Source organism: Methylorubrum extorquens (assembly GCF_024169925.1).
GTDB lineage: Bacteria > Pseudomonadota > Alphaproteobacteria > Rhizobiales > Beijerinckiaceae > Methylobacterium > Methylobacterium extorquens_A.
The window spans coordinates 2,493,344-2,515,886 of sequence record NZ_JALJXF010000001.1; the positions used below are offsets into that span (position 1 = coordinate 2,493,344).

At 69.3% G+C, this 22,543-nt stretch carries 22 protein-coding genes and 1 tRNA gene; 9 read left to right on the forward strand and 14 right to left on the reverse strand.

Annotated elements, in window-relative coordinates; all coding sequences use genetic code 11:
- Positions 1 to 2 precede the first annotated feature (2 nt).
- The 6 genes from J2W78_RS11770 to J2W78_RS11795 form a co-directional block, all read right to left on the reverse strand.
- Positions 3 to 803: a WbqC family protein gene (locus J2W78_RS11770; RefSeq protein ID WP_253370641.1), complete on the reverse strand. Its 801-nt coding sequence runs from the start codon at positions 801 to 803 to the stop codon at positions 3 to 5.
- The gene (locus J2W78_RS11775; RefSeq protein ID WP_301288573.1) at positions 800 to 2,077 is read right to left on the reverse strand and encodes a DegT/DnrJ/EryC1/StrS family aminotransferase; all 1,278 of its coding nucleotides are present in this window, start codon (positions 2,075 to 2,077) and stop codon (positions 800 to 802) included. Before J2W78_RS11775 ends, J2W78_RS11770 begins: the two co-directional genes overlap by 4 nt.
- Entirely contained in the window at positions 2,058 to 4,223 is a 2,166-nt protein-coding gene (locus tag J2W78_RS11780; RefSeq protein WP_253370645.1) for a tetratricopeptide repeat protein, read from the reverse strand. Before J2W78_RS11780 ends, J2W78_RS11775 begins: the two co-directional genes overlap by 20 nt.
- 149 nt (positions 4,224 to 4,372) lie before the next feature.
- Positions 4,373 to 4,447: transfer RNA gene (locus J2W78_RS11785), tRNA-Gly, on the reverse strand.
- A 105-nt stretch (positions 4,448 to 4,552) separates the two neighbouring features.
- On the reverse strand, positions 4,553 to 5,029 hold the full coding sequence (locus tag J2W78_RS11790) for an NUDIX domain-containing protein (protein ID WP_253370647.1): 477 nt from the start codon (positions 5,027 to 5,029) through the stop codon (positions 4,553 to 4,555).
- 43 nt (positions 5,030 to 5,072) lie between these two features.
- Positions 5,073 to 5,768, reverse strand: a complete 696-nt coding sequence (locus J2W78_RS11795; protein ID WP_253370649.1) for a fumarylacetoacetate hydrolase family protein — start codon at positions 5,766 to 5,768, stop codon at positions 5,073 to 5,075.
- A gap of 223 nt (positions 5,769 to 5,991) precedes the next feature.
- On the opposite strand from J2W78_RS11795, the gene J2W78_RS11800 reads away from it, so the two are divergent.
- The 5 genes from J2W78_RS11800 (at position 5,992) to J2W78_RS11820 (ending at position 11,159) form a co-directional block, all read left to right on the forward strand.
- A complete protein-coding gene (locus tag J2W78_RS11800) occupies positions 5,992 to 7,446 on the forward strand; it encodes an FAD-binding oxidoreductase (protein ID WP_253370651.1) in 1,455 nt (484 codons plus the stop codon).
- 378 nt (positions 7,447 to 7,824) lie between these two features.
- A complete protein-coding gene (locus J2W78_RS11805; RefSeq protein ID WP_056203309.1) occupies positions 7,825 to 8,118 on the forward strand; it encodes a DUF2218 domain-containing protein in 294 nt (97 codons plus the stop codon).
- A gap of 78 nt (positions 8,119 to 8,196) precedes the next feature.
- Positions 8,197 to 9,453, forward strand: a complete 1,257-nt coding sequence (locus J2W78_RS11810; protein ID WP_253370653.1) for an aminopeptidase — start codon at positions 8,197 to 8,199, stop codon at positions 9,451 to 9,453.
- Positions 9,454 to 9,664: 211 nt separating this feature from the next.
- The gene (locus J2W78_RS11815) at positions 9,665 to 10,684 is read left to right on the forward strand and encodes a CDP-glycerol glycerophosphotransferase family protein (RefSeq protein WP_253370654.1); all 1,020 of its coding nucleotides are present in this window, start codon (positions 9,665 to 9,667) and stop codon (positions 10,682 to 10,684) included.
- 43 nt (positions 10,685 to 10,727) lie between these two features.
- A complete protein-coding gene (locus J2W78_RS11820) occupies positions 10,728 to 11,159 on the forward strand; it encodes an adenylyltransferase/cytidyltransferase family protein (RefSeq protein WP_253370656.1) in 432 nt (143 codons plus the stop codon).
- A 13-nt stretch (positions 11,160 to 11,172) separates the two neighbouring features.
- On the opposite strand, the gene J2W78_RS11825 is transcribed toward J2W78_RS11820, so the two are convergent.
- The 3 genes from J2W78_RS11825 to J2W78_RS11835 all read right to left on the reverse strand — a co-directional run bounded on the left by J2W78_RS11825 (position 11,173) and on the right by J2W78_RS11835 (position 14,472).
- Positions 11,173 to 12,144, reverse strand: a complete 972-nt coding sequence (locus J2W78_RS11825) for a lipid A biosynthesis lauroyl acyltransferase (RefSeq protein ID WP_253370658.1) — start codon at positions 12,142 to 12,144, stop codon at positions 11,173 to 11,175.
- A 154-nt stretch (positions 12,145 to 12,298) separates the two neighbouring features.
- A complete protein-coding gene (gene phbB / locus J2W78_RS11830; protein WP_253370660.1) occupies positions 12,299 to 13,027 on the reverse strand; it encodes an acetoacetyl-CoA reductase in 729 nt (242 codons plus the stop codon).
- Between the two features lie 260 nt (positions 13,028 to 13,287).
- Positions 13,288 to 14,472 carry an acetyl-CoA C-acetyltransferase gene (locus tag J2W78_RS11835; RefSeq protein ID WP_253370662.1) on the reverse strand — a complete coding sequence of 395 codons (1,185 nt, stop codon included), beginning with the start codon at positions 14,470 to 14,472 and terminating at the stop codon, positions 13,288 to 13,290.
- 325 nt (positions 14,473 to 14,797) lie between these two features.
- Here J2W78_RS11835 and phaR point away from each other — a divergent pair, with 325 nt between their 5' ends.
- Complete coding sequence (gene phaR, locus J2W78_RS11840) at positions 14,798 to 15,409, forward strand: polyhydroxyalkanoate synthesis repressor PhaR (RefSeq protein ID WP_253370665.1); 612 nt, start codon at positions 14,798 to 14,800, stop codon at positions 15,407 to 15,409.
- 157 nt (positions 15,410 to 15,566) lie between these two features.
- Entirely contained in the window at positions 15,567 to 15,815 is a 249-nt protein-coding gene (locus J2W78_RS11845; RefSeq protein WP_253370667.1) for a hypothetical protein, read from the forward strand.
- 81 nt (positions 15,816 to 15,896) lie between these two features.
- Here J2W78_RS11845 and rpmF read toward each other — a convergent pair whose 3' ends face one another.
- The 4 genes from rpmF to J2W78_RS11865 form a co-directional block, all read right to left on the reverse strand.
- Positions 15,897 to 16,085 (reverse strand): 50S ribosomal protein L32, encoded by a 189-nt coding sequence (rpmF, locus tag J2W78_RS11850; RefSeq protein ID WP_003601373.1) that lies wholly within the window; start codon positions 16,083 to 16,085, stop codon positions 15,897 to 15,899.
- Positions 16,086 to 16,344: 259 nt separating this feature from the next.
- Positions 16,345 to 17,241 carry a transglycosylase SLT domain-containing protein gene (locus J2W78_RS11855; protein ID WP_253370668.1) on the reverse strand — a complete coding sequence of 299 codons (897 nt, stop codon included), beginning with the start codon at positions 17,239 to 17,241 and terminating at the stop codon, positions 16,345 to 16,347.
- A gap of 249 nt (positions 17,242 to 17,490) precedes the next feature.
- Positions 17,491 to 18,294 carry a Cof-type HAD-IIB family hydrolase gene (locus J2W78_RS11860; protein WP_253370670.1) on the reverse strand — a complete coding sequence of 268 codons (804 nt, stop codon included), beginning with the start codon at positions 18,292 to 18,294 and terminating at the stop codon, positions 17,491 to 17,493.
- Between the two features lie 8 nt (positions 18,295 to 18,302).
- Entirely contained in the window at positions 18,303 to 18,845 is a 543-nt protein-coding gene (locus J2W78_RS11865) for a gluconokinase (RefSeq protein ID WP_253370671.1), read from the reverse strand.
- A 302-nt stretch (positions 18,846 to 19,147) separates the two neighbouring features.
- On the opposite strand from J2W78_RS11865, the gene J2W78_RS11870 reads away from it, so the two are divergent.
- Both J2W78_RS11870 and J2W78_RS11875 read left to right on the forward strand, forming a co-directional pair.
- A complete protein-coding gene (locus J2W78_RS11870) occupies positions 19,148 to 20,314 on the forward strand; it encodes a polysaccharide biosynthesis/export family protein (protein WP_253370672.1) in 1,167 nt (388 codons plus the stop codon).
- A 29-nt stretch (positions 20,315 to 20,343) separates the two neighbouring features.
- Entirely contained in the window at positions 20,344 to 21,015 is a 672-nt protein-coding gene (locus tag J2W78_RS11875) for a phosphorylase (RefSeq protein WP_253374022.1), read from the forward strand.
- A 163-nt stretch (positions 21,016 to 21,178) separates the two neighbouring features.
- Here J2W78_RS11875 and hpnH read toward each other — a convergent pair whose 3' ends face one another.
- Positions 21,179 to 22,342, reverse strand: coding sequence for an adenosyl-hopene transferase HpnH (gene hpnH / locus J2W78_RS11880; protein WP_253370673.1), 1,164 nt, complete (start codon positions 22,340 to 22,342; stop codon positions 21,179 to 21,181).
- Positions 22,343 to 22,543 lie beyond the last annotated feature (201 nt).

A 22,543-nucleotide genomic window follows, 5' to 3' on the forward strand; every position in this document is an offset into this window, starting at 1 on the left:
CCTTAAGCCGGGTGCGGCCGGTCATGCTGCCGCAGTCGCATATTCGGATTCGCAGGGGGGGCGGTCGGATCGAGGCTCGAATGCCCGTCCCCGTCAACGAGATCATAGCCGCCGGCCAGCAGAGTCGTGAGCGCGGATCGTGGGTTGAACATCAGGACGTCGAGAATCGACAGCCAAGGCACGAACGGGTGCGGTCCTTGCACATAATCGAAGGGACGGGCCCGCAGGAAGCGCAAAGCGATCCCCCGCTGCGTGAAGGCGGCCGGATCGTAGAGGGTCGTACCGCCGATCGGGTTGAGGTAGGTCGCGGCTCCCAGCCGTTCGCAGAGAGCGAGCACCCGGTCTTGCCGCCGCAGGTCCGTCACGCCCTCGATCGCGGAGGCGGTGCGGATCGGCGTGGCGATGGAGAGATGCGCGCAGGTCCGCAGCAATCCGTGCCGCAGATGGTCGAACAGGTCGGCGCTCCGGTAGCCCAGAACGTCCTCGACGAGGGGCATGGTCTCGCGCCGATAAGGCGCGTGGCGGTAGGCCTGGGCGATCTGCGCGCAGAGCCCGTCCGGCTCGAACCCCGCCGCGACGTGCCGCTCGCGGATGTCGCGTTGATCCGAGCCCTTCTCCAGCGGCAGCGTGAAGGTCACCGGCGCGCCGTCGCGCAGAAAGCGATTTCGGTTGATCCAACCCTTCTTGGTGTACTTCACCGTGTCGTAGATCACAAACTGATCGACCGCCGCGACGAGCTGGAAGTAGCCGATATAGGGAAAGAGGTACGGCTGCATGATCGCGACCGTGGCGGGCGTGGTCATGGCCGGGCGATCCGTCGGACGATCCGGGCCACGATGGCGGGATCGAGGTCGGGATAGATCGGCAGGCAGAGCACCCGGTCGGCGGCCAGGGCTGCCACGGGCAGGTTCTCCCGCCGGGCACTTGGCAGGGTCCGGTACATCGGGTGGTCGGAGATCAAGGGATGGAAGTAGCGCCGCGGGTGGATGCCGTCGTGCTTGAGCGCGTCGTAGAGCGCGTCGCGGCTGGTCGAGTAATCGGGGCCGACCAGGATCGGGAAATAGGCGTAGTTGGCCGCGCCCTCCCCGGCGAAGTCCAGGCAGCGAATGCCGGGAATGTCGTGCAATCCCTGCCGGTAGGCCTCGTCGATAGCCTGCCGCCGCGCGAGCACCGGGCCGATGTGTCGAAGCTGGACGAGGCCGAGCGCTGCATTCAGCTCGCTCATCTTGCCGTTCAAGCCCGTTCCGATAACGGAAGTCTCGTCTTCGAAGCCGAAGTTCTTGAGCTTGTCGATTCGGCCCTTCATCACCGGATCGGCGCAGACGATGGCGCCGCCCTCGAAGGTGTTGAACACCTTGGTGGCGTGGAAGCTCAGGACCGACAGGTCGCCGTGGTTCAGCACGCTTCCATCGCCGTGGCGCACGCCGAAGGCGTGGGCGGCGTCGTAGATCACCTTGAGCCCGTGCCGGGCAGCGATGTCCGCAATCGCCTCGACGTCGCAGGGCCGGCCATAGCAATGGACCGGCAGGATCGCGCTGGTGCGCGGGGTGATCGCGGCCTCGATCCGGGCGGGATCGAGGTTGAGTGTCACCGGGTCGATGTCGACGAAGACGGGGGTGAGCCCGCTCCAGAGCAGGGCGTGCGAGGTCGCGACGAAGGAATAGGGCGTCGTGATCACCTCGCCCGTGAGGTCGAGCGCCCGCAGGGCCATGATCAGCGCCGTCGTCGCGTTGTTGAACAGGGCCACCTGCGGCACGCCGAGATAGTCGCTCAGGCGCGTTTCCAGCTCCTGATGGAACGGGCCGCCATTGGTCAGGATCCGCGTCTGCCAGATCTGCCGCAGCAGCGGCTCGAACTCTTCGAACGGCGGCAGGAACGGGCGGGTGACGTAGACCGGGGCGGCCGCGTCCTCCGCCCCTGAGCCCGCTTGAGAAATCATCTTCGGGGCGGTGTCGAGGGCCCGTACGAATTCCTGCTCCAGCCGGCACAGGGTGGCCTGTACGGGAAGCTTGCCCTGAGAAGTGGGTGACGGGAGGCTGTCTGCCTCAAAAGTCGGATCAAGCGGCGCGGTTCGCATCGACCCAGCGCCCCCACATGGTGCGGAAGGCGTCCGCGACCTCCCCGGCGAAGCGGGCGTGATCCATCAGCGCGCTGGCGAAGACCCGTTCGCGAAGCCCTGAGCGAATGGCGCGTAGACGATCGCGATCGTCGGCGAGAGCGACGGCGCGGCCCGTGTAATCTTCCGGCGTCGCCGCCGCGAGTTCCTCGATCCCGACCGCTCGCAAGGCGGCGACGCCTGAGCGTGCGACCGCATGAGTGCCTGCCAAGACGATCAAGGGCACGCCCATAGCCAGCGTGTCGCAGCTCGTCGTTCCGCCGTTATAGGGGAAGGAATCCAGGGCAATGTCGATCTCGTGGTAGAGCGCGTAGTAGCCGCTGGTGACGCGCGGGTGCAGGCGCACCCGGTCGAGCGGCAGTCCGGCCCGCGACAGGCGTGCCTCGACTTGCGCCCGGATCTCCGGTGTATCCACATCGGCGGCGACCATGAACAAGCGCGCATCGGGCAGCGCCCTCAGGATCTCGGCCCAGGCTTCCAGCGCCCGGTCGCCGATCTTCTCGAAGCGGTTCATCGTGCCGAAGGTGACGAAGCCGTTATCCTCGAACGGCGCCCGCTCGCGCACCGGCGGGATGTCGCCGGGGGCCTCGTAGGTGGCCGACACGCCGGGCAGCCGCCACAGGGTCTCCGTATGCAGCGTGTCCGACAGGCCTGGCTCGTCGTGGCCGAAATCGGTCAGGCGGTAATCCATGGCGCGCAGGCCGGTGGTGGCGGGGTGGCCGATCCACGTGACCTGAACCGGCGCCGGCTTGCGGGCGAAGACGAGCAGCCGGTGGCCGGCGCTGTGACCCGAGAGGTCGACGAGGATGTCGATGGCGTGCGCCTCGATCAGGTTGGCGGCCGCGTCGTCGTCCAGGGCGGCGATGTTGTGCCAGTCGTCGAACCGCGGGCGCAGGCGCGCCGAGACGCCGTCCTCGGCCGCCTGGGTCATGTAGGCGCGCGTCTCGAACCCCGTACGGTCGAAGTGGCGCAGGAACGGCTCGATGAACCGCGCCACGGCGTGGGTGCAGAGGTCGGCCGAGACGAACCCGATCCGCAGGCGCCGGTCGGGATCGCGGTCGTTGGCAAAGGGGCGCCGCCGCAGGAGCGGGTCGGCGAGGCGCGTCCCGAAGCTCCGGGCGTCGGCGGCGTACTCCGTCGGTGGGATGCCCTCGGCGTAGAGCTTGGCGAAGAGCCGATTGGAATGCGCTGCGACGTTGCGCGGATCGAGCGCCAGAGCCCGGTCGAAGCTCGCGATCGCTTCGGGCAGGCGCCCGAGGCTCTTCAGGCCGCATCCGAGATTGATGTGGGCGCCGGAGAAGTTCGGATTGAGCGTGATCGAGCGCTGGGCGTGGCTCACGGCCGAGGCGTGATGGCTCACGCGCTGGAATGCGCCGGCCAGATTCGAATGCGCGATGGCCAGATCCGGATCGAGCTCGATCGCCTTTTCCAGCGCCGAGATCGCGGCCGGGTGATCGCCGCGCGTGATGAGGAGGGCACCGAGGCTGCTGAAGAAGCTGGCGTTGTCGGGCTCGCGGTAGATCGCGATGCTGAACAGATCGTAGGCCTGCTCATGACGGCCGCCCCGGGCGGCGGCGGCGCCCGCGAGATGGGTCGCCTTGGCGTGGGTGTCGTCCAGGCCGATGACGAGGTCGAACAGGATCTCGGCGCTGGGCAGATCGTCCGCCTCGTAATGCGCCCGGCCCAGGTTGAAGGCCTGGTCAACGAAGTCCTTGAGGACCTTGCGGGTCTCGTCGTCGGGCAGTCCCTGGTCGCGGAAGCGCTCCATGAGCGCACGCGCCTCGCTCGCCCGATTCAGCGTCAGCAGCGTGCTGGCGAGGGCGAGCCAGTATGCCGGACGCTCGGGCGCGGCCCTGAGAGCGGCGACGAAGTGCGGCACCGCCGAGGCCGGCGCTTCGATCCGGCTGGTGAACACCCCGAGTTCGAAATGCGCCGCGGCGTGGCCGGGTGCGGCTTCGAGCGCGAGCTGGAGGTTGCGGCGGGCCTTGTCGAAGCGGCCGGAAGCCCGGTGGGTCGCGGCCTTGGCGAGGTAGCGTTCGACCGGCTCCGCGGCTGATGCCTTCCCGGACGCCCTCCCGACCGTGCGCGTTGTACGATGTTCGAGCATGCCCGGCCTTCCTGCACCAGCCGGACGTTAGGAATTGTTTGACTAACAGATCGTTAACGCTGCGTTGAACGCTTTATGCGGCAGGTCCGAAACGACGAAAGCCGCCTTGCGGCGGCTTTTCGTAGGTCGGTCAGTTCTTTTAAGGAAACTGGAGCGGGCGAAGGGATTCGAACCCTCGACCCCAACCTTGGCAAGGTTGTGCTCTACCCCTGAGCTACACCCGCTCTCTTGTCCGTCCGTCCGGCGCCGTGGGCGCGTCCGTCGGTGGCGCTGGTAAACACTATCCCGGCCGGGGATGCAAGCGCCAAGGTCGGATTTTTTTGCGCGGCTCACCAAAGCTCGGCCGGAGGCTGGCCGCCGCGGATTTCCTCGAGACGGGCGCGGGTGGCGCGGGTGGTGTCGGCCGGCAGCGCATCGAGGGGGAAGAAGCCGGCCTCGGCGATCTCGCGGTCCGGCCGCTTCGGGTACGCCACCGTGAAGGCCGGGACGACGTAGACGGCGATGTGATCGCGGCGCTGCGCGCCGGGGTTCAGGAAGAAGCCGTGCAGCCGCATGCCGCCGTCGGGTGTCACTACGATCTCGGCCTCTTCGCGGAACTCGCGGATCATGGCGGCGGGGCCGCTCTCGCCCGGATCGATCCCGCCCCCCGGCAGATGCCAGCCGCCGACATAGGTATGGCGCACGAGGCAGACCCGCCCCTGCCCGTCGATGGCGACGCCGCGCACGCCCAGCGTCATGCCGCGGGTCAGGAGCGCGACCCGGAGGGACAGGCGGTGGAGCCAGGGGCGGTCGAGATTCGGGATCATGCCGGGTCTTGTAGACGGTGGCGCCCCCTCCGTCCCGGCCCGATCACACGACCTTGAGCGCGATCGCTCCGACACCCTCGATCCGCGCGCTCATGGTCTGGCCGCGTTGCACCGCCCCGACGCCCGAGGGCGTGCCGGTGAGGATCAGGTCGCCGGGATGAAGCTCGAAATAGGTCGAGAGCAGCGCGACCTGCTCCGGCACCGACCAGATCATCTCGGAGAGGTCGCCCCGCTGGCGCTCGGCGCCATCGACGGCGAGCGTGATCGCGCCCGAGCGGGGGTGGCCGATGACGCCCGCCGGCCGCAGGGCGCCGATGGGGGCGGAGAAATCCGCCGCCTTGCCGAGCTCCCAGGGGCGCGCCTGCCGCTTGGCCTCGTCCTGAAGGTCGCGCCGGGTCATGTCGAGGCCGACCGCGTAGCCGTAGACATGCGTGCCGGCGCTCTCCACCGGGATGTCGCGCCCGCCCCGGCCGAGGGCCGCCACCAGCTCCACCTCGAAATGGTAGTTCTCGGTGCGCGGTGGATAGGGATGCTCGATCGTCGCGCCCTCGGGCACGATCTGAAGCGCGTCAGCGGGCTTGAGGAAGAAGAAGGGCGGGTCGCGCTCGTCGGCGCCCATCTCGCGGGCATGGGCTCGGTAGTTGCGGCCCACGCAATAGACCCGGCGCACGGGAAACAGGTCGGAACTGCCGTGGATCGGCAGCGCCGTGCGCGGCGGGTTCGGAATCACGGACAGCATGGCGCCTCAAGCCTCGTCTTCGGAGGGACGGAAAACGCGGTTGGATCGGGCCGCGATCCGCTGCGCAAGGAAAACCCGCAAGCGCCCGGTGCGTGCCATCCCCCCCGCATGCCTTTCCCGGCCTCCCCCGTCCCCGCATCTCCGCCCCTCGGTGCAAATGCCGTTCCCCCGGCCTATCTCAGCCGGACGACGCCTTCATTCGGCCCCGCCGCCCCCTCCATCGATGACCGACACACCCCTCTCCCACGATCGCCTCCTCGCCACACTCTCCGAGCGGCTCGGGGGCCGGCACGTGCGCACCGATCCGGCCGAGATCGCACCGCATCTCGTCGAGTCGCGCGGGCTCTATCGCGGCCATGCTCTCGCCGTCGTGGCGCCGGGCACGACCGAGGAGGTCGCCTTCGCCGTGCGAACCTGCGCCGCGGCGCGGGTGCCAGTGGTGGCGCAGGGCGGCAATACCGGGCTCGTCGGCGGCGGCGTGCCCTTCGGCGGGATCGTGCTGTCCCTGAACCGCCTCGACCGGCTGCGTGCGGTCGATCCCCTCGGCGCCAGCATGACGGTGGAAGCCGGCATGATCCTCGCCGACGTGCAGGCCGCCGCCGACGCGGCGGGGATGCTGTTCCCGCTCTCCTGGGCGGCGGAGGGCACGGCCCGGATCGGCGGCGGCCTCGCCACCAATGCCGGGGGGCTGGCGGTGCTGGCCTACGGCAATGCCCGCGATCTCGTGCTCGGACTCGAAGTGGTGCTTGCCGACGGGCGGATCTGGAACGGGCTGAAGGCGCTGCGCAAGAACAACGCCGGCTACGACCTCAAGCACCTGTTCGTCGGCTCGGAGGGCACGCTCGGCATCATCACCGCCGCGACCCTGAAGCTGTACCCCAAGCCCCTCTCGACCTGTGTCGGCTTCGTCGGCCTTCCCTCGGCGCGGGTGGCGCTCAGTCTGTTCGCACGGCTTCGGGCCGGCGCCGACCGGGGGCTGACGGCCTTCGAGTACATCCCCCGCTTCGGCCTGGAGATGGTGCTGAGACACGGGATCGACGTGCGTCCGCCGCTCGCCGGCCCTCACGCCGCCTACGCCCTGGTGGAGCTGTCCTCGCCCCGCCCCGGCTCCGACACCCGCGGCGAGATGGAAGCTTTGCTCGCCGAGGCGATGGAGGCGGGGCTGGTGGAGGATGCGGTGATCGGCGGCAGCGCGGCCCAGGACGCCGCCCTGTGGCGCCTGCGCGAGTTGCTGCCCGAGGTGCAGAAGGCGGAGGGCGGCTCGATCAAGCACGACGTCTCGCTGCCGCTCTCGCGCCTCGCCGACTTCCTGGAAGAGGCGAGCGCGGCCTGCGAGGCGGCGATGCCGGGCCTGCGCCCCTGCCCGTTCGGGCATTTCGGCGACGGCAACATCCACTTCAACCTGACCCAGCCGGTCGGCATGGAGAAGACGGCGTTCCTGAGCCAATGGGGCCGCTTCAACGCCATCGTCCACGGTATCGTCGAGCGCATGGACGGCTCGATCGCCGCCGAGCACGGCATCGGCCTGATCAAGCGCGACGAACTCGCCCGCACCGCCGACCCCGTCGGCCTCGATCTGATGCGCCGGTTGAAGGCCGCTCTCGACCCGCACGACGGCCTCAATCCGGGCAAGGTCGTGGCCCTCTCGGACGATCCGCCGCCGGCTCTTCCGGTCTGAGGGTCGGTGTGACGGCGCGCACGCGGGAACGCACGGCGACGTCGATGGGTTGTTGTGCAACGCACAAGATGGCTGCATGATCCGGGTCACAGGGCCGGGAATCAGCCTTGCGCGCAACCGGAATGAAGCCCGGATGGTGAAATCGTTAACCCTTGCGACGCGACAATCGCCCTCTGCGGCGGCCGGCGGCGAGAGAGCCCGCCTCGGTTTCGTCGCATGACGATTTTACGCCCTCGTCCCACATACCGCAGTGCGGTGCACCTTCCCCCGAAGGCGGCCCGCCGCAGCGGCGGGCGATGGGGGCGAGCCATTCGACGCGTACTCTGCGGCGCGCGCCCCGAACATTCCCGTCCGCACCGACTTAGAAGGAGACCATTGATGCCCATCTCACAGGCCCGGGTGCCGACTGCGGAAGCCAGCCGCTACCTGAAGCAGCTCTGCCGCCACTGGAGCCACAAGTTCCCGGTCGAGGAGAGCGGCGACAAGGGCCGGGTTCCGTTCGGCGAGGACCGGATCTGCACCTTCGAGGCGAGCCCCGATGCCCTGGTGATGCAGGTGGCCACGCCCGACCCGGCCGGCCTGACACGGCTGGAGAATGTGGTCTCCGACCATCTCCTGCGCTTTGCCTTCCGCGAAAATCTGGGTGACATCACGTGGTCGCGCGCGGCCTGAGCCGCGGATCGGTCTGACGGGATCGGTTCTTGGGCCGGGAAGACGGTGCGCGGCGAGACAGCCTGGAGAACCCATTCCATGAGCCAGACGCCGGGCACGGCCGCCCTCCCCTTCACCGAGCGCCTCGACCGGCTGGCGGAAGTCGCCGTGCGGGTCGGCCTCGGGTTGCAGGCGGGCCAGGAACTGGTGATGACGGCGCCGCTCGAAGCGGTGCCGCTGGCCCGCGCCATCACCGAGCAGGCCTACAAGGCCGGCGCCGCGCTGGTCACCACCTTCTACGCGGACGACGCCGCGACGCTGGCGCGCTTCGCCCACGCGCCCGACGAGGCGTTCGACCGGGCTGCCGGCTGGCTCTATGCCGGCATGGCCGACGCTTACCGCAACGGAGCGGCCCGGCTCGCCATCTCGGGCGACGACCCGTCCCTGCTGGCGGGTCAGGACCCGTCCAAGGTCGCCCGCGCCAACCGTTCGCGCTCGCAGGCCTATGTGCCGGCGCTGGAACTGATCGCCGGCTTCTCCACCAACTGGACCATCGTCTCCGCCGCAACCAAGCCCTGGGCGCGCACGGTCTTCCCCGATCTGCCCGAGGACGAGGCGGTCGCGCGCCTGTGGGACGCGGTGTTTTCCGCCTCGCGCATCGATGGACCCGACCCCGTCGCGGCCTGGGGCGCACATAACCGCGATCTCGCCCGCCGCACCGAGCGGCTCAACGGTGCCCGCTTCTCCGCCCTGCGCTTCCGCGGCCCCGGCACCGACCTCACCGTGGGGCTCGCCGACGATCACGAATGGTGCGGCGGCGCCACGTCCGCCAAGAACGGCATCGTCTGCAACGCCAACATCCCGACCGAGGAGGTGTTCACCACGCCGCACCGGGCACGGGTGGAGGGATACGTCGCCAGCACCAAGCCGCTCTCCTACCAGGGCACCCTGATCGACGACATCCGCGTGCGCTTTTCCGAGGGGCGAATCGTCGAGGCGCAGGCGCGCACCGGCAGCGACGTGCTCGCCAAGGTGCTCGACACCGACGAGGGCGCCGCCCGCCTCGGCGAGGTGGCCCTGGTGCCCGCCTCCTCGGCGATCTCGGCCTCGGGTCTCCTGTTCTACAACACGCTCTACGACGAGAACGCCGCGAGCCACATCGCCCTGGGGCAGGCCTACTCGAAATGCTTCCGCAACGGCGGCGAGGGCCTGAGCGAGGCGGATCTCGCCGAGCGCGGCGCCAACCGCAGCCTGATCCATATCGACTGGATGATCGGCTCGGCCGGGATCGACGTGGACGGCCTCACCGCCTCGGGCGAGGCGGTGCCGGTGATGCGCCGCGGCGAGTGGGTCTGACGCGCCGTCCTCGACGCAGGATCGGCCGCGGCCGAGACCACGTTCGTCTCGGACCCTTCCTCACCGGTCCCTGGCGTCGGTTCCCGTGGCGTCGGTTCCCGTGGTCTTGCAACGGGTGCGACGATGGTGGACAGCGGGCCCGAGCGGACAACGCCTCCCAGTGTGACGGGGCCCGTTGGCCGGCGTGAGGATCAAGCCGGGTCGGCGGGCTATGACAGCGGGTACCTTCTCCATCCTGGTCATTGACCAGTACGCGTGGCACGCCCCCATTCTCGATCCGCTCGCCGATCTGCTCTCGGCCCGCCATGACGTCGCGCGCCTCTCGATGGCGGCGTTCGAAGACGGACAGGAGGCGGTCGGCCGGGGCGCTGACCTTGTCATCGTCGCCGATGCCGGCACGGCGGTCGTCCTGCGGCGGAGCCTGCCCGACGCGACGATCCTCCATGTCGGGCACGGCCTCATCAGCAAGAACGGTCCGGCCATGGCGTATCACGCGGCCGATTACGTCTGCGTCGCGAGTGCGGCGATCGCCGAGCGCCTCACCGCGCAGGGGCATGTTCCGAGGCGGGCCTATCTTCCGACGGGACTGATCCAGAGCGATCTCCTGTTCCGGAACACGCCGCGCGCGCAGGGTGTCCGGGTCCCCGGTTGCGCGGTGAGTATCGTCTACGCCCCGACCTGGACGCCGCTGCTGTCATCGGCCGAGATGCTCGGCAACGATCTCGTCGCGCTGATCCGCGGGGACAAGGCCGGGATCGGGATCGTCATCAAGCCCCATCCCCATATCGCCGTGAGCGCACCGGACCTGATCGAAAGGTGGCGCATTCTCGCTGAGCGGCACGCGAACGTCGTGCTGCATCCGCCCGATTCCGACCTGATTCCCGCCCTGCTCGGGGCCGACCTGATGATCTCGGACGCCTCCAGCGCGATCTTCCATTACCTCGCCCTGAATCGCCCGATCGTGCTCATCGACAATCCCGAACGGTTCGCGTCGCCGCTGAGTTACGACGCGGAGGGGATCGAGTGGCAGTGGCGCGACATCGGTCCCCGCGTCGAGGAGGTCGACACGCTGCGTGCGGCGGTGACCCTGTCCCTCGCCGAGCCGAACCGGTACGAGGCGGCGCGTCTCGCCCGCCGGGCGGCTCTGTTCGGTGCGTTCACCGACGGCTGCGCCCGCGACCGGGTGGCGGCCGCCGTGCACGAAATCCTGAAGGAGGGAGGCCGGGCGTGAGCGGAGCGGGAACGGCGGGCATGAGCGGAGCGGGAAGGCGGGCATGAGTGGAGCGGGAACGACGGGCGCGTCCGTCTACGCCAAGGTCGTGGTCGATCTGCTCCATCCCGGCCATGTCCGCTTCTTCGCCGCGGCTCGTGCGCTCGGCGGGCGACTGACGGTCTGCGTCGTCCCCGACGCGCGGGTGGCGGCCTACAAGGGGCGCCCGCCGGTTCTCACCCTGGACGAGCGCGTCGAGATCGTGGCGGCCTGCCGCTGGGTCGATGCAGTGGTCACCGACGGCCCCCGCGTGATCGACCGCGCCTTCATGGCGCGGTTCGGCTACGACCTCTACGCGTTCGGCGCGGCCCACGAGGCCGAACTGGCCACGAAGCTTGCCGATTGCGCCGACCTGCCGGAAGCGATGCGCGCGGTCGTACCCTACACCCCCGGCATCTCCTCGACGCTCCTGCGCCAGCGCCTGACCGCCGGTTAGACGCAGGGTGCGGTCACGACGCGGACGATTCTAGCGGCCCCTCAGTAGGTTTCGCCTTCGGCAGCATGTTGGGCCGCCAGCGGCGGTGCATCCAAAGCCACTGGCCGGGATGCTCGCGCACCCAGCCCTCGATCACGCGCGTCATCGCCTGCATCGCGCCCTGAACCTCGATCAGCCCGTCGGGGCCGCGGGGCAGGTCGAGCGGCGGCGTCAGTTCGAGCAGGAAGCGCCCGCCGGCCTTACGCACCACGCGCGCGCCGTGGACCGGGCAATCGTGGTGCCGTGCGAGCTTGCCGAGCAGCGGGTTGACCAGCACCGGCCGGCCGAAGAACTGCACCACGACGCCGCGGGTGAAGTGCTGGTCGATGAGCTGGCCGAGATGGCCGCCGCGCTCCACCACGCCCTGCATGGCGAAGACCGCGCCGGGGCCGGAGGCCGCCAAGCCCCCCATGGTCTTGCGCCGCACCTCCTGCACCAGCTGGGCGGCGGCCGGATTGTTCGGCGGCCGGAACACGGCGGTGGTCTCGAGCCCGAACTTCTCCGCGCAGATCGCGGGCAGCTCCCAGTTGGCGAGATGGGCCGAAAAGATAAGCCCCGGCCGGCCGTCGTCGCGGATCGCGAAGAACTGCTCCAGCCCGCGCACCTCCATGCGCTGGGTCGCGAGGTTCTCCGGGTCGTAATCGAAGATCGTGTCGAGATGGGCGTATTCGGCGCCGGTGCGCCCGAGATTGTCCCACGCCTCCCCCGCGATCGCCCGCAGCCGCCGCTCGTCCTCCTTCGGATAGGCCGCGCGGAGATTGGCCATCGCCGTGCGGTGCGAAGGCAGGAACGGGCCAATGAGGCGAACGAGCCGGCCGCCGGCCGCGCTCGCCCGGTCGGTGCCGAGCATCCGCGCGAACAGGAACACCGCCCGGATCAGCGGGATGGTCGCGAGACCTGCCAGCCGAGGCAGGTTCCGCCGCAGGATCAGCGCGAGGCGCAGCACAGCCGGTTCATTCAGAGAGCAATCGGGGGAGGTTTCCAGGCGGCATAAAGTATTTTTTCCGGCCAAGCGAGCGCGCTTGCCGCGAAACGGCGGAGGCCGCCGACCCGTCTGAGCGGATCGGCGGCCTCCGGACGGCGTGGTGCGTTGCGGTCGATCAGACGAAGTGCTGGCCGCCGTTGATCGTCAGCGTCGAGCCGTTGACGAAGCCGGCCTCTTCGCTGGCGAGATACTCGACCGCGTGGGCGATCTCGTCGGCCTCGCCGAGGCGGCCGGTCGGGATCGTCGAGATGATCTTGTTGCGGATGTCTTCCGGCACCGCCATCACCATCTCGGTGGCGATGTAGCCGGGGGCCACCACGTTCACGGTCACGCCCTTCGAGGCGCTTTCCTGCGCCAGCGCCTTGGCGAAGCCGATCACGCCGGCCTTGGCCGCCGAGTAGTTGGTCTGGCCGGCCTGGCCCTTCTGGCCGTTGATCGACGAAATGATGATGATGCGCCCGAAATTGCGCGAGCGCATGCCCTCGATCAGCGGGCGGGTGCAGGTGAACATCGAGTCGAGGTTGGTGCGGATCACCGCCTGCCACTTCTCGAAGGTCATCTTGTGGAAGGCGCCGTCGCGGGTGATGCCGGCATTGTTCACGAGGATGTCGATCGGGCCGAGTTCGGCTTCGATCGCCTTGATGCCGGCCTCGCAGCTGGCGAGATCGCCGACGTCGAACTTGAAGACCGGGATGCCGGTCTCGGCCTTAAAGGCGTTGGCCGCCTCGTCGTTGCCGCCGTAATTGGCGGCGACCTTGTAGCCCTTGTCCTTCAGGCGCTTCGAGATCGCGGCGCCGATGCCGCGCGTTCCGCCCGTGACGAGGGCGACGCGTTCCTGAGCCATAGTTTCCTCCGTGATCCCGTATCGGGTTGTTGTTAAGCCGGTTCGCGAAACACCCGCTAGGCGTGCAGCGGACAGGGCAACGATCCTGTCACCGCCTTCGCAGGCGCGGGGCGCCGCGCGTCGTCCCGGACTGTTTATCCGGGCGACCGCGAGCCCGCATCGCATTTAAATTTCACAAACCCTCAAGCTGGTTTCGTCAAATTCAGCTTGAGGTTTGCCGTGGGAAGGGCATCGAGCGCCCTTCCCACGGAGCTGGTCGCTTAGACCCGCTCGACACACATGGCGACACCCATGCCGCCGCCGATGCAGAGCGTGGCGAGGCCCTTCTTGGCGTCGCGGCGCTTCAGCTCGTGCAGCAGGGTGATGAGGACGCGGGCGCCGGAGGCACCGATCGGGTGGCCGATGGCGATGGCGCCGCCGTTGACGTTCACCTTCTCGTCGTCCCAGCCCATGTCCTTGTTCACGGCCAGAGCCTGGGCGGCGAAGGCCTCGTTCGCCTCGATCAGGTCGAGGTCGGCGGGCTTCCAGCCGGCCTTCTCCAGGGCCTTGCGCGAGGCCGGGATCGGGCCCGTGCCCATCACCTTGGGATCGACGCCCGCGGTCGCCCAGGAGACGATCCGCGCGAGCGGCGTGATGCCCCGGCGCTCGGCCTCGGACGCCGACATCAGCACGAGGGCGGCGGCGCCGTCGTTGAGGCCCGAAGCGTTGGCCGCGGTCACGGTGCCGTCCTTGGCGAAGGCGGGCTTGAGCTTGGCCATCGCCTCGACGGTGGCGCCGTCACGGATGTACTCGTCGGTGTCAACGACCGTGTCGCCCTTGCGGCCCTTCACGGTGACGGGGACGATCTCGTCCTTGAAGCGGCCTTCCTTGCGGGCGGCCTCGGCCTTGTTCTGCGAGCGGACCGCGAACTGGTCCTGCTGCTCGCGGGTGAGCTGGAAGGCCTGGGCGACGTTCTCGGCGGTCTGGCCCATGTGGTAGCCGTTGAAGGCGTCCCACAGGCCGTCCTTGATCATGGTGTCGACGAGCTTGAGGTCGCCCATCTTCTGGCCGCCGCGCAGGTACTGGGCGTGCGGGCTGAGCGACATCGATTCCTGGCCGCCGGCCACGATCACCTTGGCGTCGCCGTTGGCGATCTGCTGCATGCCGACCGCGACGGTGCGCAGGCCCGAGCCGCAGACCTGATTGAGACCCCAGGCGGTCGCCTTCTCGGGGATGCCGGCGGCGATGGCGGCCTGGCGGGCCGGGTTCTGCCCGGCGGCGGCGGTGAGCACCTGGCCGAAGATCACCTCGTCCACATCGTCCGGTGAAACGCCCGCGCGCTCCAGTGCGGCCTTGATCGCCGTGGCGCCGAGTTCGTGGGCCGGCACGGCACCGAAGGCGCCGGCGAACGAGCCGACCGGCGTGCGCGCCGCTCCGACAATGACGATATCTTCACTGGCTGCCATCGTGACGTTCTCCTCATTCGGCGGCGCGATATTTGGTAGACCAGAATGTCTGGGGCGCGGCCTGCCGTTCACCGGATGAAGAGCGCACACCTCTCGAAGTCAAGCGTGCTTACGGACAACATGGGCGGAACGTCGCGCAGACGACCGCGCCCGAGTGCACCGGATTCTGCGGGGACAGGGATAAATTGCTGTTTTCGCCGCGCCGCGAAAGCCTTAAGGTTGGTTCCGACGAATGTTGAGCCCCGCCTGCGCAGGCGGGCAGCCGATCGTGGCGGAGCGTTGAGCTTTGCGCAGACACATGAGCGAAGCGGGAGGTGTCGCAACAATGGCCGAGAACGGCAGGGCGCATCAGACCGTCATCAAGAAGTACGCCAATCGCCGGCTCTATCACACCGGCACCTCCACCTACGTCACGCTCGAAGACCTCGCGACGATGGTGCAGAACGGCGAAGACTTCATCGTCTACGACGCACGCTCGGGCGACGACATCACTCGCTCGGTGCTGACGCAGATCATCTTCGAGCAGGAGAACAAGGCCGGCGACGACAACCTGCTGCCGGTGGCCTTCCTGCGGCAGCTGATCCGTTTCTACGGCGACAGCATGCGCACGATGGTGCCGAGCTTCCTCGAATTCTCCATGGCCAACTTCGCCAAGGATCAGGACGGCCTTCGCGAGAAGATGGCCCAGAGCTTCGGCCCCTCCGCCTTCCAGCAGGCGCTGCAGGAGCAGGTGCGGGCCAACATGACCTTCTTCGGCGATGCGATGAAGATGTTCACCGGCGGCTTCGGTCCCGGCGGACCGCCGCCGGGAACGATGCCCGCCGCGCCCCCCGCCCCTGCTCCAGCCCCCGCCGTTAGCGGCCCGGCCGACCTCGACGAGCTGAAGAAGCAGATGGCGGAGATGCAGGCCCGCCTCGAGTCCCTGGCGCGCAAGTAGGGCAGCGTCCCGAAGGACGGTTGCCGCCTCTCTTGTCGGGCGACGCCGTTGAGAGGGCGAAGTCGCGCCCGGTGGGGCGAGACAGATCGTTAAGATCCGGTTAACGTCGGCCCCGGCTTTGCACCAGAACGCGTGCGAGGCCGGAGGCACGATGCGAATGGACCGTTTCGAGACCGATTGTGCCGATCAGGACCATGGCGCCCGCCAGGACTCGTCCTCGCGTGCCCTCGTTGCCGAAATGCCCAGCGGCGCCGGTCCCCGCATCCGGGGACGCCGCCCGATGGCGGGCTTTCTGACCCAACTGATCATCAGCGCCGATCCCGCCTTGCGTCCCGCACGCCTGGAACGCACGAAGGCCGCAACCGCGCTCTACGCGCGGAATGCGGCCTTCGCAAAACGGGCCTGACGGCCGGTTCTTCGCATTTTGGCAGGACACTCGCTGCGCCGTTCCGGCCCAAATCAGGCGGTCGGCGCTCGGGTGGTTTCCTTACGCCTCGGCGGACTTCACCTTCAGAACCTGACGGCCGCGATACATGCCGGTCTTCAGGTCGATGTGGTGCGGACGGCGCAGTTCGCCCGAGTCCTTGTCCTCGACATAGGTCGGGGCCTTGAGGGCGTCGGCGGAGCGGCGCATGCCGCGGCGGGAGGGGGAGGTCTTTCGCTTCGGAACGGCCATGGGAGTGTACCTCAGGCAAAAAGGGCGCCCAAGGCATCCTCATGTCCGAGGATCGCCGATGGCACCGCGTTGAGTAACGGAGATTCGAGGCGGGCTGTATAACCGCAGGAACGGCGACTGGCTAGAGCATCGTCCCGAAAGGTGGCTACCGGCTTTCGGAAAAAGACGATGCAATAACAAGAGACTGGAGCATCGTCCCGGATACCGGATCCGGGACGATGCTCCGGAGTGCCGGTTTCTCTATGGACAGGCTATCGCCTCAAGGCGTGACGGGGGCGGCCGAGGCCTCCCGGATCGGGGCGGGCTCGGCGAGTTTGCGCGCCGCGACGGCGATCGCCGGACGCGGGATCGCCGCAAGCACGGTCTCGGAGGGACGGCGCGGCGGCAGCGGCACCTCGACGGCATCCACGGCGGTCATCGCCTGCGCCGCGGCGACCTGCGGGGCGGCGGCTTGCGCGGTAGCGGCTTGCGGTTGGAGGGAGGCCTGCGGCTGCGGAGCGGTCGGCTGGGCGAGGCTCGCGACCTGCAAGGGCTCGGCAGAGAGAGCGGTCGGCCGGCGCGGCGGCAGCGGCACCTCGACGGCGTCGGTCGGGCCGGGGCCCGGCGCGGCGTAGGCCAGCGCCTGCTGGGTGCCCGCGGCGGACGCATTGCCGCGCAGGGCGAACATGCCGTCGAAGCCGTTGGCGGACCGGGCATTCGCAGTGGCGGGGCTCGTGGCCGAAGCGACGGTCGTCGCGCTCTCGGCGTCGGGCGGGGTGGCGTCGATGCCGAGGCGCTTGGCGGCGTAGTAGTAGCCGCGGTTGTAGTAGCGGTAGGCCTGCTCCAGATCGCCCTTGGCGGCGCGGTAGGCGCCGGCCAGATAGGCGATGCCGTATTTCAGGTTGGTCTCGGGATTGTAGAGCCCGGCCGCGTCGCCGGTATAGCCGAGGCCGCGGGCCGTGGCGTGCTTGATCTGCATCAGGCCGAGCGCGGAGCCGCCCTTGGCGCGGGCGTTGTAGTTGCTCTCCCGCTTGACCACGCGATGGACGAACGCCTCGGGCACCTTGTTGGCCCGGGCCTGCTCGGCGATCAGCGCATCGATGTTGTCCCGTGCCGCCTCCTGGGCGAAGGCCGACGCCGGGGCGGCGGCAAGAAGGGCGGCGAGGACAAGACGCATGGGGGACCCGGTCGTTTTCGGTGCCTCGCTCCGTCTCCCGTTGGCCGGCGCTTTCTCCCTCTCGAGAGAGGCGGGTGCCGCGGGAGCCGGGCGAGGGTCACTCGTTACGGCTCAGTTTGTCTGTCCTGGGTCGGGGCCAAATGAGGCGGGAACGTGGAGTCCCGGCAATTCCCTGCGGATGCCGAGGCCCGCGGCGGCGACCCTGTCGCAGAAGGGGCACAGCCCTCCGCCCGGCCGTGGGCGCCGATTTCAGGTATCCCCGAACACGAACCGGTTGATCGCGCGGGCGAAACCGTCCTCGTTGTTGCTTAGGGTCTCCGCTGAGGCCGCCTGCCGGACCGCAGGGGCGGCGTTGCCCATGGCGATCGACAACCCACTCTCCCGGAACAGGGCGATGTCGTTGGCCGCATCGCCCAGCGTGGCGATTCGCTGCCGCGGGATGCCGAGTTGTCGGCCGAGGTCGGCGACGAAGCTGCCCTTGTCGATGCCCGGCGGCGTCACGTCGAGGTAGTAGGGCTGCGAGCAATGCACTGCGGCCCGCCCCTCCAGGTCCGCCGCGAGCGCCTCTTCCAGCCGCGCGAGGCCGGCATGGTCGCGGCTCACGCCGACGATCTTGGCCGCCCGGCCGAGCAGGGGCGACAGGTCCGGCACGACGCTCGGCTCCGTCTGCAAGGTGCGGCGCTCGAGGTCGGTATAGGGAGCTTGGCCGTCGCGCAGGTTCCAGGCGCCGTCCGCGAACACCCAGAGGTCGATCCCGGCCGCGTCGAGGCGCGCGGCGGCTTCGCGGGCCACCGATTCGGGGATCAGCCGCTCCGAGATCGGCCGGAGATCGGGCGTACAAACGGTGCTGCCGTTGAAGGCGCCCAGCGGCAGCCGCAGGTCGAGCGCCTCGGCGAGGTGGCGCAGGCCGGCCGGCGGGCGGCTGGAGGCCAGGGTGAAGCCGATCCCGGCGGAGCCGAGCCGCCGCACCGCCTCGATCGCAGCCGGCGTGAGCCGCTTGTCGTCGGTGACGAGCGTTCCGTCGACGTCGGAGACGACGAGGGCGATGGCCATGCTCTCTCCTATCCGCAGATGTCGCCCGCGGGGATGTCGAGGCGGGTGGCGACCGCCGCGACGATGGCGTCGGGCCCGTCCTCGATGCCGACGGTGATCGGGTCTTCCTCCGGGCCGGGCGGTTCGAGGGCGGCGAACTGGCTGTCGAGGAGCGAGGCCGGCATGAAATGGCCGTGCCGCGCCAGAATCCGGTCCTGGATGACCGCCCGGCTCCCTTCAAGGAAAACGATACGCACCCGCCGGGGATCGCCGATCAGGGTCCGGCGGTAGGCCCGCTTGAGGGCCGAGCAGGCGACCACGGCGTTCTCGCCGGCCGCGACCCGCGCGTCGATCCAGGCGCGGATGCGGCCGAGCCAGGGCTGACGCGCCGCGTCGTCGAGCGGGTGCCCTTCCTGCATCCGGGCAATGCTCTCGGGCGTGTGGAAATCGTCGCCGTCGGCGAAGGTCCAGCCGAGCCGCTCGGCCACCAGCGCGGCCACGGTGCTCTTGCCGGAGCCCGAGACGCCCATCACCACGAGGACGGTCGGGGCGGAGGATCGGGGAGCGGTCATCCAACGCCTTGAAGGAGCAATGTGGGCCAGCGCCGGACGCCCTGCCCTGTCCTGGATCGGGCGGCGCAGGCTTGGCCGGATGCAGACAGGTAGCGGAGTTCGGCGCCAGGACCATCCTTCGCCTCTTCTCCGCCCTGCCTGCGATTCGTCGAGCCTCGCCTCGATGAGGGCGGGATCAGTGTGGGCTGCGGGGAAAGGCGGTCCCATTCCGTGCTCCCCGGCCCGGTGTGGCGGCCTCGCCACGGACAGCTTGGCTGGTTTCAGCTACCCACCCCGATGAGAAAAACCGTCAGGCGGCCTGAATGCGCGCTCTAGCCATTGCTCTCCTCACCGCTACGGCGGTGTCGGGGTGCTCCATCCTGCCGGCCGCGGGGCCGACCACCTCGGCGATCGAGGGCGGCGCCGACGTCGCCACCGCCGAGGGCCTGTTCGCCCGCTACGAGATCATCGACATCACCCCCGCCCTCGTCGAGGCCCTGCGCACCCGCCCCCTCGACAGCCTCCTCGTCACCTTCGGCGACAACCGCCCCGCGCTCGAGCCGGTGATCGGCGTCGGCGACTACGTGGCGGTTCAGGTCTGGGAGGCCGGGGCCGGCGGCCTGTTCTCCGGCCCGCTCGTCTCCGACCGCTTCTCGGCGGGCTCCAAGTCCGCCACGATCCCCGAGCAGGTGGTCGGGCCCGACGGCGGCATCACCGTTCCTTACGCCGGCCGGATCAAGGTCGTCGGACGCCGCACCCAGGACGTCCAGGCGCTGATCGAGACCGAACTCGCCGGCAAGGCAATCCAGCCGCAGGTGCTGGTCTCCGTCACCAAGCCGGTCTCGCAATCGGTCACCGTCACCGGCGAGGCGGCCACCGGCATGCGCGTGCCGCTCTCGGGCCGCGGCGACCGCCTGCTCGACGTCATCGCCCAGGCTGGCGGCGTGCGCACGCCGGTGGCCGAGACCTTCGTGCGCCTGTCGCGCGGCAACCGCACCGTCACCGTGCCGATGACCACGGTGGTCTCCAACCCGCGCGAGAACATCTACGTGCGGCCGAACGATACGCTGACCCTGGTGCGCGATCCGCAGACCTTCCTCTCGGTGGGCGCACTCGGCAACACCACGGAGGTGCCGTTCTCGGCGGACGGGCTGACGCTGTCGCAGGCGCTGGCCCGCGCCTCCGGCCTGCGCGAGACCCAGGCTAATCCGGAAGGCGTGTTCATCTTCCGCTACGAGCCGGCAGCGGTGGTGCGGCGGCTGCGGCCGAACTCGCCGCTCCTGGCCTCACCGCAGGTGCCGGTGGTGTACCGGGTGAACCTGCGCGACGCGCAGGGGATGTTCCTGACCCAGAGCTTCCGCATGCGGAACCGCGACCTCGTCTACGTGTCGAGTTCGCCGTTCGCGGAGCTGGGCAAGGTGCTGAGCGTGTTCTCCACCGTAGCCTCGCCCATCGCGGCGGGCGCCTCGATCTACACCGTTACGCGGTGATTCAGCATCCGGTGGCGTCCGGCGCGGTGATGGGCGGAGCGGTCCTCGCGGTCGCGGGATTGGCCCGAGAGGCCCGCATCGCCGCCGGGCCGGGCGTCGAGACGATCCAGGCCGGCGGCAACCCCGAGCGGTTGCGGGCCGCGCTCGACCGGCGGTCTCCCGGTGATCTGCGCGCGGTCGTCAGCTTCGGAATCGCCGGGGGGCTCGACCCCGCCCTGCGGCCGGGCGACATCGTCGTCGGCACGCATCTCGACGCGGACCAGCGTTTCCCGGCCGATCCCGAGCTTGCCCGCCGCCTGTCCGAGCGCCTGACCGGCTCGCCCCGCGTCGTTGCGGGCGGCCTCGTGGGCTCTGCGGTCGCGGTCATGACCGTTGCCGACAAGGCGGCGCTGCATGCGCGCACCGGCGCCCTGGCGGTCGATATGGAATCGCATGTGGCCGCCGCCTACGCCGCCCGCCACGCCCTCCCCTTCGCGGCGGTCCGGGTGGTCTGCGACCCCGCAGGACGCGCCCTGCCCGCCTTCGCGGCCTCGGCCCTGACGCCGGAGGGTGAGCCGGACATCCGGGCGGTGCTCGGTGCGCTTCTGCGCGGGCAAGCCCGGATCGGCGAGCTGATTCGGCTCGGCCGCGATTCCTCGGCGGCCTTCGCGGCGCTCGCCCGCTGCCGGGCACGGCTCGGACCGGGTCTCGGGCTGCTGTAAGACCGCCTTGCGGGGCTCCCCTGTCGCGGCCCCTCCGTCGCGATGGCGGCGGCGCGCCCGTTATCCGCGAGGCGAGAAATCTCGAGCGCGACGCCTCGAAACGAAAAGACCCGCGCGGCCGGTGCCGCGCGGGTCTTTCATTGGAAGTGAAGGAGCGCGTCGCTCAGGCGGCGGTGCGCTTGCGGGCTTCCTGCTTGGTGTCGACGCCCGAGGCTTTGATCTCGGAGAGCTTCTGGGCGACGTTGCGGGAGAACACGAACTCGGCCGGGCGCTGGTTCTCGAGGTTGATCTCGGGGGCCATGTCGCCTTCCGTCTTGATGCCGCGGATCGCGTGCACGAGCGGCTTCCACGGCTTCTTGACCGAATCGACCACCGAGGAGGCCTCGTAGCCCGAGTGGACCATGCAGTCGGCGCACTTCTCGTAGTTGCCGGTGCCGTAGGCGTCCCAGTCGGTCTCTTCCATCAGCTCCTTGAAGGTCGCCGCATAGCCCTCGCCGAGCAGGTAGCAGGGCTTCTGCCAGCCGAACACGGTGCGGGTCGGGTTGCCCCACGGGGTGCAGTGATAGGTCTGGTTGCCGGCGAGGAAGTCGAGGAACAGGCCCGACTGCTGGAAGGTCCACTTCTCGCGGCCCTTCTCCTTGCCGTGCCGGAACACGCCGCGGAACAGGTCCTTGGTCGCCTTGCGGTTGAGGAAGTGCTTCTGGTCCGGCGCACGCTCGTAGGCGTAGCCCGGCGAGACGGTGATGCCGTCGATGCCCATGCGGGTCACCGAATCGAAAAAGTCGGCGATCTTGTCCGGCGAGGAATTGTTGAAGAAGGTGCAGTTGATGGTGACGCGGAAGCCCATCTCCTTGGCCTTCGCTATCGCCGCCACCGCCTTGTCGTAGACGCCGCGCTGGCACACCGAGCCGTCGTGCATCTCCTTGTCGCCGTCGAGATGGATCGACCACGTGAAGTAGGGGCTCGGCTTGTAGTCCTTGATCTTCTTCTCAAGCAGCAGCGCGTTGGTGCAGACGATCGCGAACTTCTTCTGCGCGATGATGCCCTGCACGATCTGCGGCAGATCCTTGTGGAGAAGCGGCTCGCCGCCGGCGATCACGACCACCGGTGCACCGCACTCGCGCACGGATTCGAGCGCCTCGTCCACCGGAAGGCGCTTGTTCAGGATCTCGTCCGGGTAATCGATCTTCCCGCAGCCGGCGCAGGCGAGATTGCAGCGGAACAGCGGCTCCATCATCATGACGAGCGGGTAGCGCTTACGCCCCGTGATGTGCTGCTTGAGGATGTAACCGCCGATCTTCGCGACGTACCGTATGGGGATTCCCAAGACGCGGCTCCTTGGATGCGCGGGTTCCGGACTTAGCCGGGCTGCTTAGCGTGAGAAGGACAGGAGTTCCAGCGCATTAGGCTGGAACCGTTCCGAGAGGACGCGCGGGGAGCGCGATTTCGGGGGAGTGTGGCGTACCGGTCTCGCGGCCGGCCACCCGCTTCGGGGACGAAGCCGGTGGTCGCGCGATCCGGACCGGGA

Coding starts and splice junctions, on each gene's coding strand:
- J2W78_RS11770 (WP_253370641.1), bottom strand. CDS start 803: ATGACCACGCCCGCCACGGTCGCGATCATGCAGCCGTACCTCTTTCCC.
- J2W78_RS11775 (WP_301288573.1), bottom strand. CDS start 2,077: ATGCGAACCGCGCCGCTTGATCCGACTTTTGAGGCAGACAGCCTCCCG.
- J2W78_RS11780 (WP_253370645.1), bottom strand. CDS start 4,223: ATGCTCGAACATCGTACAACGCGCACGGTCGGGAGGGCGTCCGGGAAG.
- J2W78_RS11790 (WP_253370647.1), bottom strand. CDS start 5,029: ATGATCCCGAATCTCGACCGCCCCTGGCTCCACCGCCTGTCCCTCCGG.
- J2W78_RS11795 (WP_253370649.1), bottom strand. CDS start 5,768: ATGCTGTCCGTGATTCCGAACCCGCCGCGCACGGCGCTGCCGATCCAC.
- J2W78_RS11800 (WP_253370651.1), top strand. CDS start 5,992: ATGACCGACACACCCCTCTCCCACGATCGCCTCCTCGCCACACTCTCC.
- J2W78_RS11805 (WP_056203309.1), top strand. CDS start 7,825: ATGCCCATCTCACAGGCCCGGGTGCCGACTGCGGAAGCCAGCCGCTAC.
- J2W78_RS11810 (WP_253370653.1), top strand. CDS start 8,197: ATGAGCCAGACGCCGGGCACGGCCGCCCTCCCCTTCACCGAGCGCCTC.
- J2W78_RS11815 (WP_253370654.1), top strand. CDS start 9,665: ATGACAGCGGGTACCTTCTCCATCCTGGTCATTGACCAGTACGCGTGG.
- J2W78_RS11820 (WP_253370656.1), top strand. CDS start 10,728: ATGAGTGGAGCGGGAACGACGGGCGCGTCCGTCTACGCCAAGGTCGTG.
- phbB (WP_253370660.1), bottom strand. CDS start 13,027: ATGGCTCAGGAACGCGTCGCCCTCGTCACGGGCGGAACGCGCGGCATC.
- J2W78_RS11835 (WP_253370662.1), bottom strand. CDS start 14,472: ATGGCAGCCAGTGAAGATATCGTCATTGTCGGAGCGGCGCGCACGCCG.
- phaR (WP_253370665.1), top strand. CDS start 14,798: ATGGCCGAGAACGGCAGGGCGCATCAGACCGTCATCAAGAAGTACGCC.
- J2W78_RS11845 (WP_253370667.1), top strand. CDS start 15,567: ATGGACCGTTTCGAGACCGATTGTGCCGATCAGGACCATGGCGCCCGC.
- rpmF (WP_003601373.1), bottom strand. CDS start 16,085: ATGGCCGTTCCGAAGCGAAAGACCTCCCCCTCCCGCCGCGGCATGCGC.
- J2W78_RS11855 (WP_253370668.1), bottom strand. CDS start 17,241: ATGCGTCTTGTCCTCGCCGCCCTTCTTGCCGCCGCCCCGGCGTCGGCC.
- J2W78_RS11860 (WP_253370670.1), bottom strand. CDS start 18,294: ATGGCCATCGCCCTCGTCGTCTCCGACGTCGACGGAACGCTCGTCACC.
- J2W78_RS11865 (WP_253370671.1), bottom strand. CDS start 18,845: ATGACCGCTCCCCGATCCTCCGCCCCGACCGTCCTCGTGGTGATGGGC.
- J2W78_RS11870 (WP_253370672.1), top strand. CDS start 19,148: ATGCGCGCTCTAGCCATTGCTCTCCTCACCGCTACGGCGGTGTCGGGG.
- J2W78_RS11875 (WP_253374022.1), top strand. CDS start 20,344: ATGGGCGGAGCGGTCCTCGCGGTCGCGGGATTGGCCCGAGAGGCCCGC.